Genomic DNA, 14,438 nt, shown 5'->3' with positions numbered 1-14,438 from the left:
ACTGCCATGACGACGGAACAGGCGAGCGCCCAGGCCTATCTGGCCGATGCGCGCAACGAACAGGTATTGGTCTACGTGAACGGCGCGTTCGCAGCCCGCGACGAGGCCAGCGTTTCGGTCTTCGATTCCGGCTTCGTGCTGGGCGACGGCGTGTGGGAGGGGCTGCGTCTCGTCAAGGGCAAGCTGATCAGCCTCGACGCCCATCTCGATCGCCTGTTCGAGGGCGCGCGCTCGATCGACCTCGACATCGGCCTCGACCGCGCCGGCGTCACCAAGGTCGTGACCGATACGCTGGCGAAGAACGGCATGACCGACGGCGCGCACATCCGCCTCATGATCACGCGCGGCCTCAAGAAGACGCCCAACCAGGATCCGCGCTTCGTGATCGGCAAGGCGACGATCGTCTGCGTCGCCGAATACAAGACGCCGATCCCCGAGGCCAAGGCCAAAGGCTATGCGCTCTTCACCTCGACCTTCCGCACGACCAACCCCGACCAGTTCGATCTGCGCCTCAACTCGCACTCGCGGCTCAATCTCATCCAGGCGCTGATCCAGGCGATCAAGGCCGGCGCCGACGAGGCGCTGATGCTCGATCCGCGCGGCTTCGTGGCGTCGTGCAATTCCACCAATTTCTTCATCGTGCGCGGCCGCGAGCTGTGGACCTCGACCGGTCTCTACAGCTTCAAGGGCATCACCCAGCAGAACGTGATCGACGCCTGGCGCGCGGCCGGCAACGTCGCGAAGGAATGCGATTTCACCCTGGCGCAGGTCTACTCCGCCGACGAAGCCTTTGTGACCGGCACCCTGGGCGGCGTCACGCCGGTGACGAAGGTCGACGGCCGGCTCATTGCCGATGGCAAGGCGGGAAAGGTCACGAAGGAAGCGAACGACCTCTACCTGAAGTCGGTCGGGGCGCTGTAGCGCAAAGGTCCCTCGCTACGCTCGGGATGACATTTTCTCTTTGGCGCATGGTGTGCGCCTCAACAACGCTGTCCTCCCGAGCGCAGCGAGGGACCTTTGCTTGCCGCCAGTTCGCGTCCTACGCTTCCGGGCTGGACGGTCCGGCGAGCTTCGCCTGCAGTTCGGCGATTTGCTTCTTCAGCTCCTCGTTCTCCTCGCGTGCCTTGGCGGCCATCGCCTTGACGGCGTCGAACTCGTCGCGGCGCGGAATGTCCATGCCGTCCAGGATCTTGGCGATCTGGTCGCGGACACGGGCCTCGACCTCGTCCTTCATGCCGGTCAGCGCGCCCATGGCGCCGTTGGCCACCTTGGTGAGGTCGTCGATGAAGGGATTGCGGGTTTGCATGTCAGGTCTCCTGATGCGGCGAGTATGGTCGGCTGGTAGCATCCCGCGCAAGAAGCACTGGAGGACGCCGTGAGTCTGGTCAAAGTCGAGTCGAGCGAAGGTATCACCACCATCACCATGATGCGCCCTGAGAAGCGCAACGCGCTGACGCAGGAGTTGTGCGACGGGCTCTACGAGGCCTATCGCGCCTTCGAGGAAGGCGACGATCAGGTCGCCGTGCTGCAGGCCGATGGCCCCGCCTTCTGCGTCGGCGCCGACCTGCACAATCCGCCTGCGGCGATGTGGAAGGCGGTGCCGCATGTCAGCCACGCGCTCACCAAGCCCGTGATCGCCGCCACCCAGGGCTGGGTGATCGGCGGCGGTATCTGTCTCGTGATGACCTGTGATCTCATGGTGTCTGCCGATACCACGAAGTTCATGTACCCTGAGGCCAAGGTCGGCGTGTTCGGCGGGCTGATGCCCGGCATCGTTTCGCGCATGCCGCACAAGGTCGCGATGGAATTGCTGCTGCTCGGCGAGGAGATTTCGGTGAAGCGCGCCTACGACGTGGGCTTCGTCAACAAGGTCGTGCCGCTCGGCCAGGAGCGCGCCGAGGCGCGCCGCATGGCTTCGGTCATCGCCCAGTCCGCGCCACTGGTGATCCGCACCCTGCGCGACTTCGCCAACCAGACGCTGCCGCGGGGCCCGGCCGAGGTCTTCGTGCCGGAGCGCTACAAGCTCGAGACCATCGCCAATTCCCAGGACCGCAAGGAGGGCGCCGCCGCCTTCCGCGAGAAGCGGTCGCCCAAGTTCCAGGGACGCTGACGCTATGGGCAAGCTGCTGCTGATCGGTTGCGGCAAAATGGGCGGCGCCATGCTCGACGGCTGGCTGGCGCGCGGCCTGCCCGCCGGCGACATCGTAGTCGCCGAGCCGGTCGAGGCGATCCGTCCCCGCCACGCCGGTGTTCGCGTCGTGTCCTCCTCGGCGGAGATGGAAGAGACGCCCGAGATCGTCGTGCTGGCGGTCAAGCCGCAGTCGATGGACGAGACGCTGGTCGATCTGCGGCGATTTGCCGGACAGGGTTCGGTGTTCCTCTCGATCGCGGCCGGCAAGACGCTGGGCTATTTCGCCGCCCGTCTCGGTCATGCGGCCAAGATCGTGCGCTCGATGCCCAACACGCCGGCGGCGGTGCGGCAGGGCGTGACCGTCGCCACCGCGGCGGCGAGCGTGACGGCGGCGGAAAAGAAGCGCTGCCACGAGCTGCTGGAGGCGGTGGGCCAGGTCCTGTGGGCCGACGACGAGGCGCTGATGGATCCGGTCACGGCTTTGTCCGGCAGCGGCCCGGCCTATGTCTTCCTGCTGGTCGAGGCGATGGCGGCGGCCGGCGTGAAGGCCGGGCTGCCGCCCGAGATGGCCATGCAGCTCGCCCGCGCCACGGTGATCGGAAGCGGGGAACTGCTGAAGCAGTCTCCGGAGCCGGCGTCGCAGCTGCGCGTTAACGTGACCAGTCCCGGCGGCACGACCGCCGCAGCCCTGCAGGTCCTGATGGCAACCGACGGCATCCAACCCGTATTCGACAAGGCCCTCGCGGCCGCCACGCATCGTTCCAAGGAGCTGGCAGGGTGAGCGACGTTCGCGACAAGGCCCTCGACGCCTTTCTCGGCCTGATCGCCGAGAAGGGCTATGCCGACGTGGCGCTGCGCGACGTGGCGCAGGCGGCCGGGCTGGGCTTTGCCGATCTCTATCGGGTCTATTCCGACAAGACCGCGCTGGCCGCGGCCTTCATGGCGCGCATCGATGCGGAAGTCATGGCGGGGACGCCCTCGGCGCTCGACCTCGAGGAGACGCCGCGCGACCGGCTGTTCGACGTGATGATGCGCCGCTACGACGCGCTGAGGCCGTACCGTGCGGCGCTGCGGGCGCTGCGGCGTGCCGGCACACGTGACCCGATTCTGTCGATTGCGATGGGCCCGGGGCTGCGGCGCTCGATGGCGGCGATGTTGGAGGCCGCGTCGGTGCCCAGCGACGGGGTGCCCGGTGCGTTGCGACAGAACGGGCTTCTGGCCATCCATTACGCCGTCTCGCGAGTATTCGACCGCGACGATACCCAGGACCTCTCCAAGACGATGGCCGCCCTGGACAATCGTCTGAAGACGGCCGAGCGCTGGGCGCAACTCTTTGACAAATATGTGAATTTACCCGATGCCGGCCTACCGGCCGCGGCGCCCGTTTCGCCCGAGGCGTGAACATTTTGTGCAGTGCACAAAAACGGCCCTTGACTCGCTGCAATGCATCCCTAAATTGAGCTTCATTGTGCACCGCAGCAAAGCGGGGCACCCGAGCTCAGCCTTGCTTTGTTCCTCAAGGAGAATTTCCATGTACGCCAACGGTGCCTTCAAGAACCCCTTCGCCGACTTCGACTTCAGCAAGATTTCCGGTGAGTTCAAGCTCCCGACCGTGAACGTCGAGACGTTCGTCGAGACCGCCCGCAAGAACTTCGCGACCATGACCTCGCTCAACACCGCCGCCGTCGAGCAGATGAAGACGATCGCGCAGCGCCAGGGCGACATGGTCCGCGCCGCGATGGAAGACTTCTCCAAGCACGGCAGCGAAGTGCTCGCCGCCGCCACCGTCGAGGAGAAGGCCGCCAAGCAGATCGACTTCATCAAGAAGTCCTACGACTCGGCCATCACCAACACCAAGGAACTGGCCGATCTCTACACCAAGGGCCAGGCCGACGCCGTGACGGCGCTCAGCGCCCGCGTTGCCGAGCTGACCGAAGAGGTCAAGGCCGCCCTCGCCAAGAAGTAAGCGTTTAGCGTAAGCGTCGATCAGCCAGTCGCTGATCGGGAAGGGGCCGCATTCGCGGCCCCTTTTCTTTTGCCCGTCTTTGTCTTTTGATCCCGCGGCTCTAGTCTCCGGGCACCATGACAGTCATCGCTTACGAAGATTTCGAGCGGGTCGACATCCGTGTCGGCACCATCGTCGAGGCCGCTCCGCTGGAAGGCGCGCGCAAACCCGCCTATCGGCTGCTGGTCGACTTCGGCGGCGAGATCGGCACGAAGAAATCCTCGGCGCAGATCACCGTGCACTACACCCCGGAAGAGCTGGTTGGCCGTCAGGTCGCGGCCGTGGTGAACTTCCCGCCGCGCCAGATCGGCAGGTTCATGTCGGAAGTCCTGACTCTCGGTTTCCCGGCCGCCGACGGCAGCGTCGTGCTGATCGCACCGACGAAGCCGGTGCCGAACGGCAGCAAGCTGTTCTAGGCTCATTGGAGCGCGTCACTCCAGTGACGCTCATGATCATGATTGCGCAACGGGAGTTGCGCGCTCCAATAACGACCGCTTGCTCTAGAAGACCTTGTGGATCCAGCCGTGCGGATCGGCCGTGCGGCCGCGCTGGATGCCGACGAGGGCGGCCTTCAGCTCCTCGGTGGCGGCGCCGGAGCCGCCATTGCCGATCCTGAACTCGCCGTCCTTGCTGCGCACCGTTCCGATCGGCGTGACCACCGCGGCCGTGCCGCAGGCGAAGGCCTCGCGCAGCCGGCCGCTGGCGGCGTCCTTGCGCCACTGCTGGATCGAATAGCGCTCCTCGCTCACCTTGATGCCCTTGTCCTTCGCCAGCGTGAGCAGCGAGCTGCGCGTGATGCCGGGCAGGATGGTGCCGCCGAGCGGCGGGGTGATCATCGAGCCGTCGTCGAACACGAAGAAGATGTTCATACCGCCCAGCTCCTCGATCCAGCGCTGTTCGACGGCGTCGAGGAACACGACCTGGTCGCAGCCGTGGCGCGTCGCTTCGGCCTGCGCCTGCAGGCTGGCGGCATAGTTGCCGCCGCACTTGGCGGCGCCGGTGCCGCCGGGGGCCGCGCGGGTGAAATCTTCGGACACCCAGACCGACACTGCCGGCGCATCGGTCTTGAAGTAGGCGCCGACCGACGAGGCAATGACGATGAACAGATAATCCGACGAGGGCTTCACGCCGAGGAAGATCTCGTTCGCGAACATGAAGGGCCGGATGTACAGACTGCCGTCGCCCTCGGGGATCCAGGCGCGGTCGATCTTGACGAGCTGGTCGACGGCTTCGAGGAACACGTTCTCGGGCAAGGCCGGCATGGCGAGGCGCTCGGCCGACTGCTGGAAGCGGCGGGCATTCTCCAGCGGGCGGAACAGCGTCGCACCGCCATCGACCGTGCGATAGGCCTTCAGCCCCTCGAAGATCTCCTGGGCGTAGTGCAGCACGGCCGCCGCCGGGTCCATCGGGATCGGCGCGCGCGGCTCGACCTTGGCATCGTGCCAGCCCTGGGACTCGTGATAGCGGATGGTCACCATGTGATCGGAGAAGACGCGGCCGAAGCCCGGATTCTTGAGCAGCGCCGCGCGTTGATCGGCGGGAAGCGGCGACGGGTGCGGAACGTGCGTGAACTGAAGCGACGGTGTCTTGGACATTGCCTTGGACATTTCTCTCTTGAGTATTTCTTTCAATCTATCACAGGCGGCTCTGCCGCAAGTCCCTCCGGACCGCTCAGAGCGGAATTCGCACGACCACGCGCAAACCGCCGAGCGGCGAGCCGGCCAGCGTGACCTCGCCGCCGTGGCTGCGCGCCACGTCGCGCGCGATGCTGAGGCCGAGGCCCACGCCGCCCGTCTCGGCATTGCGCGACTGGTCGAGGCGGAAGAACGGCCGGAACACGTCCTCGTAATTCTCGGGCGGGATGCCGGGGCCGTTGTCGTCGACCGCGATCTCGACCGCGGTCCGGCCGCGTACCGCCTCGATCCTGATCTCGCTGGCGTAGCGCCCGGCATTGGACACGATGTTGGTCAGGCAGCGCTTGATGGCGATCGGCCGCAGCTCGACGTTCATATCGCCCTTCCAGGCGACCTCGAGGGCGGCACTGCCGTGGCGCGCGCCGGCCGCGACATCCTCCAGGATCTCCGACAGGTCGGACATCACCGGATCCTCGTCGCCCTCGCCGCGTGCGAAGGCGAGATAACCCTCGATCATGCGTTGCATGTCGTCCACGTCATCGGCCAGCTCGCGGGTCTCCGGCGACTCCGGGAGCAGCGCCAGCGAGAGCTTCATGCGGGTGAGCGGCGTGCGCAGGTCATGGCTGACACCGGCCAGCATCTCGGTGCGCTGCTGGATCGAGCGGCGCAGCCGGATGCGCATCGTATGAAAGGCGGTGGCGGCATTGCGCACCTCGCGCGTGCCGCCGGAGAAGGCGAAATCGGGTACGTCGCGCCCTTTGCCGAGCGCGTCGGCCGCGACGCCCAGATGCTCGATCGGCACCAGCTCGCGCCGCATGAACCAGATGGCGAGGCCGAACAGGACCAACGCGAGGCCGAGCTGGGCGAGCACATAGGCGAAACTCGAGCCGAAGGTCAGGCGCACATGCGGCACCAGCACGTCCATCACGTCGCCGTCCGGCAGCTGGATCTCGATCAGGAGCTGGCCGCCGCCGATATTGTTGTCGAGGAAGAAGGGACGCTTGAGGTCGGCATTGAGCGCGCCCTGAACCTCGCGGGCGACGATGTCGAAATACTCCGGCTCCTTGAAGGGCCGCACGATGCCTTTGCGGAAGGAAACGAACAGCAGCAGGTCCTGGGCGGAGCGGCGCAGGATCCACTGGCGGTGCTCGTCGTCTGGAAAGTCGGACCGCAGCGAGATCAGCAGGCGCAGGTCGCGGACCAGGAGGATGGCGAGGCGGTTGGTGACGTTGTCGCCGCGCTGGCTGTAGAACCACCAGGCCGACAGCGCCTGCAGCAGCAGCATCGGCACGACGATGATGATGAGCGCGCGCGCGAACAGGGTCTGCGGCGAATGCTTGTCCGACCAGTGCGCGATGCGCTCGAAGATGTCGCTGACGACACTCCACTTCATGCGTCGACCAGACGGTAGCCCTGGCCGCGAACCGTGCGCAGATAGCGTGGAAACGATGGATCGGGCTCGATCTTGCGCCGCAGCCTGGTCACCTGCACGTCGATCGCACGCTCGTTCACGGAAGCGCCGACGATCTTGCACAGCGTCTCGCGGCTCAGCACCTCGCCGATGCGCCCGGTGAAGGCGCGCATCAGGGCGATCTCGGCGTCGGTCAGCGCCACGCGCTTGCCCTTGTCGGTCAGCTCGCCCAGTTCGAGATCGAACTGCATGGGGCCGAACGTCACCTGCCGCGGCGCATCGGGGGCCGCGACCGCGGCCGCCGGACGACCGCGGCGCAACACGCTCTGGATGCGCAGCAGGAGTTCGCGTGGCTCGAAGGGCTTGCCGAGATAGTCGTCGACGCCTTTCTCCAGACCGGCAATGCGATCCTTGGTCTCGACCATCGCCGTCAGCATCAGGATCGGCACATCGTCGGTGCGGCGCAGTTCGGTGGCGAATTCTAGACCGGTCTCGCCCGGCATCATGACGTCGAGCACGATCAGGTCGAAGTCGAGCGAACTCAGCCGTTGGCGCGCCTCCGCGGCGCTGGCCGCGGTCGAGACGCGAAAGTCGTTGCGCGAGAGGAACGACTTCAGGAGTTCGCGCAGGCGCGTATCGTCGTCGACGACCAGAATGTGCGGCTTGTCGGTCGACGCATCCATGGCGCGCTACCGGCCGCCGCCGCGCAGCCGCTTGTCGACCACCTGGCGCTCCGGCGGATCGAGCAGCCCGAGCAGCACCTTGCGGAAGCCTTCGACCGCCTCGGCGCCGGTCTCGCGATAGGCCCGGGCGAAGCGCTGGCTCTGGCGGTCCGTCAGGTCGCGCTCGAGTTCCTGGCCCTTGGGCGTGAGCCAGAGGAGACGTTCGCGGCGGTCGCGCGCGCCGCTCTTCTGCTCGACATAGCCCTGCTCGAGCAGGTCCTTGAGGACGCGGCTGATCGACTGCTTGGTCACCTTCAGGATCGACAGGAGATGGCCGACCGTCTGGCCGGGATGGCGCCCGATGAAGTACAGCGCCCGATGGTGGGCGCGGCCGAGCTGGCGGTCCTTGAGCTGCTGGTCGGATTCGAAGGTGAAGTCGCGATAGGCGTAGAACATCAGCTCGATGCCCTGGCGCAGTTCTTCGTCGCGGAGGAAAAGGGGGTTGGCGGGGGCTCTGGATTCCACGCTGTCTTTATAGTGCGGGCGCGCTGCGTTGACACCCCGCGCGAGCGGATGTTACGGCGCGAGCCTCCTTCCAGAAATTTTCCGAAACCGTGCGAGGGCGCCATGCTGACCGTTCACCATCTCGGCGTGTCGCAATCCGAGCGCATCGTCTGGCTGTGCGAGGAACTGGGCCTTCCCTACGAGCTGAAGGTCTACGACCGCGACGCGGTCACGCGGCTCGCGCCGCCCGAGTACAAGGCTCTGCATCCGCTCGGCGCGGCGCCGGTGATCGAGGACGGCGACGTCCTGCTGGCCGAATCGGGGGCCATCGTCGAGTACATCGTGGCGCGGTACGGCAAGGGCCGGCTGGTGCTGGCGCCCGACCATCCCGACTTCGCGCAGTTCCTCTACTGGTTCCATTTCGCCAACGGCACGCTCCAGCCGGCGACCGGTCGCAACATGATCCTGGGACGGCTGGATCTTCCGGCGGACAATGCCCTGATCAAGGCGATGAAGGCCCGTCTCGACCTGGCCCTCGGACTCGTCGAGGCGCGACTCGGGAAGGCCGATTACCTGGCCGGGGCGGAACTCACGACCGCCGACATCATGGCCGTGTTTTCGCTCACCACCATGCGCAACTTCCTGCCGTTCGACCTCGCGCCCTATCCGGCGATCCGCGCCTATCTGCAGCGCATCGCCGCCCGGCCGGCCTACCAGCGGGCGATGCACAAGGGCGATCCCGGGATGCCTCTCCTCCTGACCTGAAATCCACGGACGAAAAACCCGCAGGGTCAGTGTGATTGACAAGGTCAGTATTATTGACCTAATTAGGTTGATAGTTGTTCTGGAGGTGTCTCCAGAGACCTATTTGGAATCAATCGAGAGGGGATATCGCAATGTCCTTAACCATGGATGATCGGGACGGTGTGATCTGGCTGGACGGCAAGCTGGTGCCGTGGCGCGAGAGCCGCATGCATGTGCTCACCCACGCGCTCCACTACGGGTCGGCCGTCTTCGAGGGCGAGCGCATCTATGACGGCCGCGTCTTCCGTCTCGCCGCGCACAGCGCGCGCCTGATCCGCTCGGCCAATCTGCTCGACTACGACCTGCCTTGGTCGCGCGAAGAGATCGACGAAGCCACCCGCACCGTCGTGAAGGCCAACAACCTCACCGCCGGTTATATCCGCCCCATCGCCTGGCGCGGCTCAGAGGTGCTGGGCGTGTCGGCGATCGGCACGACGGTGCATCTCGCCATCGCCCCGTGGGCCCAGGAAGGCCGCCTCTCGGTGCAGGCGCGCGATGCCGGCATCAACGTGACCATGGCCAAATACCGCCGGCCCTCGCCGGAGACCGCGCCCGGCCACGCCAAGGTGGCGGGCCTCTACGTGATCTGCGGCATCGAGAAGGACCGTGCGCTCAAGGCCGGTTTCGACGATGCGCTGATGCTCGACTGGCAGGGCCGCATCGCCGAGACGACCGGCGCCAACATCTTCCTGGTGATCGACGGCAGGCTGGTCACGCCGACGCCGCACAACTTCCTCGATGGAATCACGCGCCGTGCGGTGATGGGCATGGCGCGGACGCGCGGCTGGACGGTCGAGGAGCGCGACGTGATGCCGGAGGAACTGAGCACCGCGAGCGAGGTCTTCCTGTGCGGCAGCGCCGCCGAGATCGTGCCGGTCGGCTCGATCGACCAGCATCACTTTCAGGCGGGCCCCGTTGCCAAGACGCTGATGGCCGACTTTCAGAAGCTCGTGCGTGCCCCCGACAGCGAAGGCTTCGGCGAAGCCACGCATCTGATGACGCCGGCATCGTCGTTGGCGGCCTGACCTCCGGCGTTTACGGATCGTAAACGGCGACGAAGATCACGGCTTCCCACCCTTCGGCCCCCAAGGTCCGGTGGCGGGAAGCGAACCAGCAGCGGACGCGACCGTGGGCAATGCTCCGGCTGAGCTCATGGCCTCGCCGCAGATGGCCGATCCGCAGTGTGGATCGGTCGGGTAGGTCGGACTCGGCGCGGACCGCATCTTCGCGATCGGGATTGTCGGGTTCGAGGCTGAGGCGGATTTCGGCGCCGGGCAGGAGGTCGCCGATCCCTTCGGAGTCGCTGGAGATGGACGAATAGAAGCCACGCCAACCGCGGGGCAGCGCCGCGGCCGCTTCCTTGTCCGCCTGCAGGGCTGCCAGAATTCCGTCCAGCGCATCCGGAGGGAGGTCGCGCTGCTTGACCCCGGTCGGCGCTGCTTTGGGACGGTCGGTGCCCAAGGCCTTCCGAATAGCGACGATCAGTGGCTGGAACAGCCAGGCGACGAAACGCAGGGCCAGCTCGACGACCAGGCCGACGATGGCGAAGACGGCTTCAAAATAGGAGCCGATTGCAAATCTCCCTCGTTAGCCATGAATCATAGGCGATGCGGCGACCGCTTGACATCGGGGCCTGCGATCCCCTTTTCTCGATGATGTCCGAGGGGTGCCCGGTCTCCACGCGGGAGGAGGGCTGAGACGGCCACGCGGCTGAACCCTTTGAACCTGATCCGGGTCATGCCGGCGTAGGAACGGGAGCAAGCGTTGGATCGGCCTGTCGTAACAATCATCGGAGCTGGCGTCGCAGGCCTGGCCTGCGCGACGGAGCTTGCCGACCGCGGTGTCACCGTCGAGGTGCTGGAGCGCAGCGCCCGTCTGGGCGAAAGCGCCTGTTCGTGGATGGCCGGGGGCATGCTGGCGCCGTGGTGCGAGCGGGCGACCACCGACGAGATCGTCGCCCGCCTGGGCGAGCCGTCGATCGACTGGTGGCGGCGCCACTATCCCGGCACCGTCAGCCAGGGCAGCCTGGTCCTCACGCCGCCGCGCGATGCCGCCGACCTCACGCGCTTCGCGGCGCGGACCGAGCGCTACGAGTGGATCGACGGCGACCGCATCGCGTCCCTCGAACCCGATCTCGCCGGCCGCTTCCGCCGTGCGCTGTTCTTCGCCGACGAGGCCCATCTCGAGCCGCGCAAGGCGCTGGCCTCGCTGGCTGCGGGTCTCGAGGCGCGAGGTGTTGCGATCCGCTTCGGCGTCGAGGGCACGCCATCGGAAGTCGACTCGAGTTTCGTCGTCGATTGCCGCGGGCTGGCCGCGCGCGATGCACTGCCCGAGCTGCGTGGCGTGCGCGGCGAGATGCTCGTGGTGCGGACCCGCGACGTGTCGCTCTCGCGTCCGGTGCGGCTGCTGCATCCGCGCATTCCGCTCTACATCGTGCCGCGCGGCGACGGGGTCTTCATGATCGGCGCCACCATGATCGAGAGCGAGGAACGCCGCGCCGTCAGCGTGCGTTCGGCCATGGAGTTGCTGAACGCCGCCTATACGCTTCATCCGGCCTTCGGCGAGGCCGAGATCGTCGAGCTGGGCACCGACTTGCGGCCGACCTTTCCCGACAATCTGCCGTGCCTCCGGCGCAACGGCCGCATGCTGCACGCCAACGGGCTTTTCCGGCATGGTTTCCTGCTCGCGCCCTGGCTGGCGAGGCAGGTTGCCGATGCCGTTCTAGTGGAGACGAGAGATGCGGATATTCCTGAACGACGACATGCATGAGGTCTCGCCCGGCACGCTGGCCGCGGCGCTGGAAAACCTCGGCTATGGCGGTCGCAAGATCGCGACGGCGGTGAACGGCCGCTTCGTCGCCGCCGCCGCGCGCCCCCGCACCGAACTGGCCGACGGCGACAAGATCGAAGTCGTCGCGCCGATGCAGGGAGGATGACCATGTCGTCGTTCTACGGCGTCGAGCTGAAGTCGCGGCTGCTGCTCGGCACCTCGCGCTATCCCTCGCCGGCGGTCCTCGAACGCGCCGTCAAGGCGTCGGGTGCGGACGTCGTGACCGTGTCGCTGCGGCGCGAGAGCGGTGCGGGGCGGGCCGGTCAGGCCTTCTGGTCGCTAATCCAGTCGATGGGCGTGCGGGTGCTGCCCAACACGGCGGGCTGCCATTCGGTGAAGGAGGCCGTGACGACCGCCCACATGGCGCGCGAGCTGTTCGACACGCCCTGGATCAAGCTCGAGGTGATCGGCGAGGCCGACACCCTGCAGCCCGACGTGTTCGGCCTGGTCGAAGCGGCGCGCATTCTCTCCGAAGAGGGGTTCGAAGTGTTCCCCTACACGACCGAGGATCTCGTGGTCGCCGAGCGGCTGGTCGAGGCAGGCTGCCGGGTGCTGATGCCGTGGGGCGCGCCGATCGGTTCGGCGCGCGGCCTCAACAATGTCTACGGCCTGCGCTCGATGCGGGCGCACTTCCCCGACATCCCGCTGGTGGTCGATGCCGGGCTGGGTGTGCCCTCGCACGCGGCGGCGGCGATGGAGCTGGGCTACGACGCGGTGCTGCTGAACACGGCGGTCGCCGAAGCGGGCGATCCGGTCGAGATGGCGCGTGCCTTCGCACTCGGCGTCGAAGCCGGTCGTGCCGCCTATCTTGCGCGCCCGATGGAGCCGCGCGACATGGCCGTACCGTCGACGCCGGTGATCGGCAAAGCGGCGCTTGGAGACTGAAGAGATGCTCGATCCGTTCTATCCCGTGGTGCCCGACTCCAGCTGGGTGTCGAAGCTGGTGCCCGTCGGCACGAAGCTCATCCAGCTGCGCATCAAGGACCAGGCTGAGGCCGAGGTCCGGCGGCAGGTGCGCGAGGCGAAAGCCGTCTGCGCGCAGCATGGTGCCGACCTGATCGTGAACGACTACTGGCAGATCGCCATCGACGAAGGCTGCGCCTGGGTCCATCTCGGTCAGGAGGACCTGGTCGATGCCGACGTGAAGGCGCTGCGCCGTGCCAACATCAAGATCGGCGTCAGCACGCACGACCATGTGGAACTCGACAAGGGACTGGCCATCGATCCCGACTATGTCGCGCTGGGGCCGATCTGGCCGACCAAGCTGAAGCAGATGCCGTGGGCGCCGCAGGGCACCGAGCGTCTGGCCGAATGGAAGAAGCTTGTAGGCAACCGGCCGCTGGTCGCGATCGGCGGGCTGACGCTCGAACGCGCGCTGCTGTGCCTGAAGTCGGGCGCCGACATCGCCTCGGTCGTCGGCGACATCGTGAACCATGCCGATCCGATCGGTCAGGCCAGGGCCTGGATCGCCGCGACGAGAAAGAAGTGACCGACCGCTACGCCCGCCAGGCCGTGCTGCCGGAGATCGGCGAAGCAGGACAGGCGCGTCTCGCGGCCGCCTCGGTGCTGGTGGTCGGTGCCGGCGGCCTCGGCTGTCCGGTCCTGCAGTATCTGAGCGGTGCCGGCGTCGGCCGGCTCACAATCGTCGATCACGACACGGTCGAGGAGACGAACCTGCATCGCCAGCCGCTCTACGGCATGCCCGACATCGGCAAGCTCAAGGCCGAGGCGGCGCGCGCCACGCTCCAGCGGTTCAATCCGCATGTTCGCATCGACGCTGTGGCCGAGCGGCTGACGCCGCAGAACGCGGCGCGGCTGGTCGCCGAGGCGGACATCGTGGTCGACGCCGCCGACAGTTTCGCCGTGACCTACATGCTGAGCGACGTCTGCTTTGCGGCGGCGAAGCCGTTGGTGAGCGCCTCGGTGATCGGTATGACCGGTTATGCCGGCGTCTTCTGCGGCGGTGGCCCGAGCTATCGCGCGGTGTTTCCCGAGGTTTCGGTCGACGGCGGCACCTGCGCCACGGTGGGCGTGATCGGCACCGCGGTGGCAATGATGGGCAGCCTGCAGGCGCACCTCACGCTGCATCATCTGCTCGGCCTCGAACCTGCCGTGCTGGGCCGGGTCGTCACCTTCGACGCCAAGCGCGTGGGCTTCGGCGGGTTCGGTTTTGCCGGCAGTCCGGAACCCGACGATCAGGTGGCTTTCATCGCGCCCGATCAGGTGCGATCCGACGACCTCGTCGTCGACCTGCGCGGCCTCGACGAGGCGCCGGTCTCGCCCTTCGCCGGCGCGCGGCGGCTTGTCGTCGACACGATCGACGAACTGGGCACGCCGTCGGGCCGGGTCGTGCTGGCGTGCCGCAGCGGCCAGCGGGCGTTGATGGCGGCGGACAGATTGCGCGAGCGCGGTGTCACGAATCTTGCTCTAGTTGCCCTGGGCTGAAGCGCCCAAGCCG

At 66.9% G+C, this 14,438-nt stretch carries 19 protein-coding genes and 1 riboswitch; of the genes, 13 read left to right on the top strand and 6 right to left on the bottom strand.

Annotation, left to right across the window (positions count from 1 at the left end; translation table 11 throughout):
- Window positions 1-6 precede the first annotated feature (6 nt).
- The gene (locus ACQY78_RS14170) at window positions 7-921 is read left to right on the top strand and encodes an aminotransferase class IV (protein ID WP_428676072.1); all 915 of its coding nucleotides are present in this window, start codon (window positions 7-9) and stop codon (window positions 919-921) included.
- 118 nt (window positions 922-1,039) lie between these two features.
- On the opposite strand, the gene ACQY78_RS14165 is transcribed toward ACQY78_RS14170, so the two are convergent.
- Entirely contained in the window at window positions 1,040-1,306 is a 267-nt protein-coding gene (locus tag ACQY78_RS14165) for an accessory factor UbiK family protein (protein ID WP_298307734.1), read from the bottom strand.
- Between the two features lie 69 nt (window positions 1,307-1,375).
- Between ACQY78_RS14165 and ACQY78_RS14160 the strand changes: the two genes are divergently transcribed.
- From ACQY78_RS14160 to ACQY78_RS14140, 5 genes are all read left to right on the top strand, one after another.
- Entirely contained in the window at window positions 1,376-2,110 is a 735-nt protein-coding gene (locus ACQY78_RS14160; protein WP_428676070.1) for an enoyl-CoA hydratase/isomerase family protein, read from the top strand.
- A 4-nt stretch (window positions 2,111-2,114) separates the two neighbouring features.
- Window positions 2,115-2,912, top strand: a complete 798-nt coding sequence (proC, locus tag ACQY78_RS14155; RefSeq protein ID WP_428676068.1) for a pyrroline-5-carboxylate reductase — start codon at window positions 2,115-2,117, stop codon at window positions 2,910-2,912.
- Window positions 2,909-3,532 (top strand): TetR/AcrR family transcriptional regulator, encoded by a 624-nt coding sequence (locus tag ACQY78_RS14150; protein WP_428676066.1) that lies wholly within the window; start codon window positions 2,909-2,911, stop codon window positions 3,530-3,532. Before proC ends, ACQY78_RS14150 begins: the two co-directional genes overlap by 4 nt.
- A 130-nt stretch (window positions 3,533-3,662) precedes the next feature.
- Window positions 3,663-4,097 carry a phasin family protein gene (locus ACQY78_RS14145; protein ID WP_425068339.1) on the top strand — a complete coding sequence of 145 codons (435 nt, stop codon included), beginning with the start codon at window positions 3,663-3,665 and terminating at the stop codon, window positions 4,095-4,097.
- Window positions 4,098-4,213: 116 nt separating this feature from the next.
- Window positions 4,214-4,552 (top strand): tRNA-binding protein, encoded by a 339-nt coding sequence (locus ACQY78_RS14140; RefSeq protein ID WP_428676064.1) that lies wholly within the window; start codon window positions 4,214-4,216, stop codon window positions 4,550-4,552.
- An 84-nt stretch (window positions 4,553-4,636) separates the two neighbouring features.
- On the opposite strand, the gene ACQY78_RS14135 is transcribed toward ACQY78_RS14140, so the two are convergent.
- From ACQY78_RS14135 to ACQY78_RS14120, 4 genes are all read right to left on the bottom strand, one after another.
- The gene (locus ACQY78_RS14135) at window positions 4,637-5,743 is read right to left on the bottom strand and encodes a branched-chain amino acid aminotransferase (protein WP_428676063.1); all 1,107 of its coding nucleotides are present in this window, start codon (window positions 5,741-5,743) and stop codon (window positions 4,637-4,639) included.
- A gap of 64 nt (window positions 5,744-5,807) precedes the next feature.
- Entirely contained in the window at window positions 5,808-7,163 is a 1,356-nt protein-coding gene (locus ACQY78_RS14130) for an ATP-binding protein (protein WP_428676061.1), read from the bottom strand.
- Window positions 7,160-7,864, bottom strand: coding sequence for a response regulator (locus ACQY78_RS14125; RefSeq protein ID WP_428686306.1), 705 nt, complete (start codon window positions 7,862-7,864; stop codon window positions 7,160-7,162). Before ACQY78_RS14125 ends, ACQY78_RS14130 begins: the two co-directional genes overlap by 4 nt.
- Window positions 7,865-7,870: 6 nt before the next feature.
- Complete coding sequence (locus ACQY78_RS14120) at window positions 7,871-8,368, bottom strand: MarR family winged helix-turn-helix transcriptional regulator (protein WP_425068334.1); 498 nt, start codon at window positions 8,366-8,368, stop codon at window positions 7,871-7,873.
- Window positions 8,369-8,470: 102 nt separating this feature from the next.
- Between ACQY78_RS14120 and ACQY78_RS14115 the strand changes: the two genes are divergently transcribed.
- Together ACQY78_RS14115 and ACQY78_RS14110 are read left to right on the top strand one after the other, a co-directional pair.
- Complete coding sequence (locus tag ACQY78_RS14115; RefSeq protein WP_428686305.1) at window positions 8,471-9,112, top strand: glutathione S-transferase family protein; 642 nt, start codon at window positions 8,471-8,473, stop codon at window positions 9,110-9,112.
- A gap of 131 nt (window positions 9,113-9,243) precedes the next feature.
- Entirely contained in the window at window positions 9,244-10,176 is a 933-nt protein-coding gene (locus ACQY78_RS14110) for a branched-chain amino acid aminotransferase (protein ID WP_428686304.1), read from the top strand.
- 10 nt (window positions 10,177-10,186) lie between these two features.
- On the opposite strand, the gene ACQY78_RS14105 is transcribed toward ACQY78_RS14110, so the two are convergent.
- A complete protein-coding gene (locus ACQY78_RS14105; protein ID WP_428686303.1) occupies window positions 10,187-10,612 on the bottom strand; it encodes a hypothetical protein in 426 nt (141 codons plus the stop codon).
- Between the two features lie 191 nt (window positions 10,613-10,803).
- Window positions 10,804-10,920: riboswitch (TPP riboswitch) on the top strand.
- Between ACQY78_RS14105 and thiO the strand changes: the two genes are divergently transcribed.
- The 5 genes from thiO (at window position 10,916) to ACQY78_RS14080 (ending at window position 14,425) form a co-directional block, all read left to right on the top strand.
- On the top strand, window positions 10,916-11,920 hold the full coding sequence (gene thiO, locus ACQY78_RS14100; RefSeq protein ID WP_428686302.1) for a glycine oxidase ThiO: 1,005 nt from the start codon (window positions 10,916-10,918) through the stop codon (window positions 11,918-11,920). (Overlaps the previous riboswitch by 5 nt.)
- Entirely contained in the window at window positions 11,889-12,086 is a 198-nt protein-coding gene (thiS, locus tag ACQY78_RS14095; protein ID WP_422031900.1) for a sulfur carrier protein ThiS, read from the top strand. Before thiO ends, thiS begins: the two co-directional genes overlap by 32 nt.
- A 2-nt stretch (window positions 12,087-12,088) precedes the next feature.
- Window positions 12,089-12,865, top strand: a complete 777-nt coding sequence (locus tag ACQY78_RS14090) for a thiazole synthase (protein ID WP_422031898.1) — start codon at window positions 12,089-12,091, stop codon at window positions 12,863-12,865.
- A 4-nt stretch (window positions 12,866-12,869) separates the two neighbouring features.
- On the top strand, window positions 12,870-13,469 hold the full coding sequence (locus ACQY78_RS14085; protein ID WP_428686301.1) for a thiamine phosphate synthase: 600 nt from the start codon (window positions 12,870-12,872) through the stop codon (window positions 13,467-13,469).
- Window positions 13,466-14,425: a ThiF family adenylyltransferase gene (locus tag ACQY78_RS14080; RefSeq protein ID WP_428686300.1), complete on the top strand. Its 960-nt coding sequence runs from the start codon at window positions 13,466-13,468 to the stop codon at window positions 14,423-14,425. The genes ACQY78_RS14085 and ACQY78_RS14080 overlap by 4 nt, the downstream gene beginning before the upstream one ends.
- Window positions 14,426-14,438 lie beyond the last annotated feature (13 nt).

Origin of the sequence: Reyranella sp., assembly GCF_965279625.1 — a bacterium.
GTDB lineage: Bacteria > Pseudomonadota > Alphaproteobacteria > Reyranellales > Reyranellaceae > Reyranella.
This window is presented reverse-complemented; position numbering and strand designations above follow the sequence as displayed.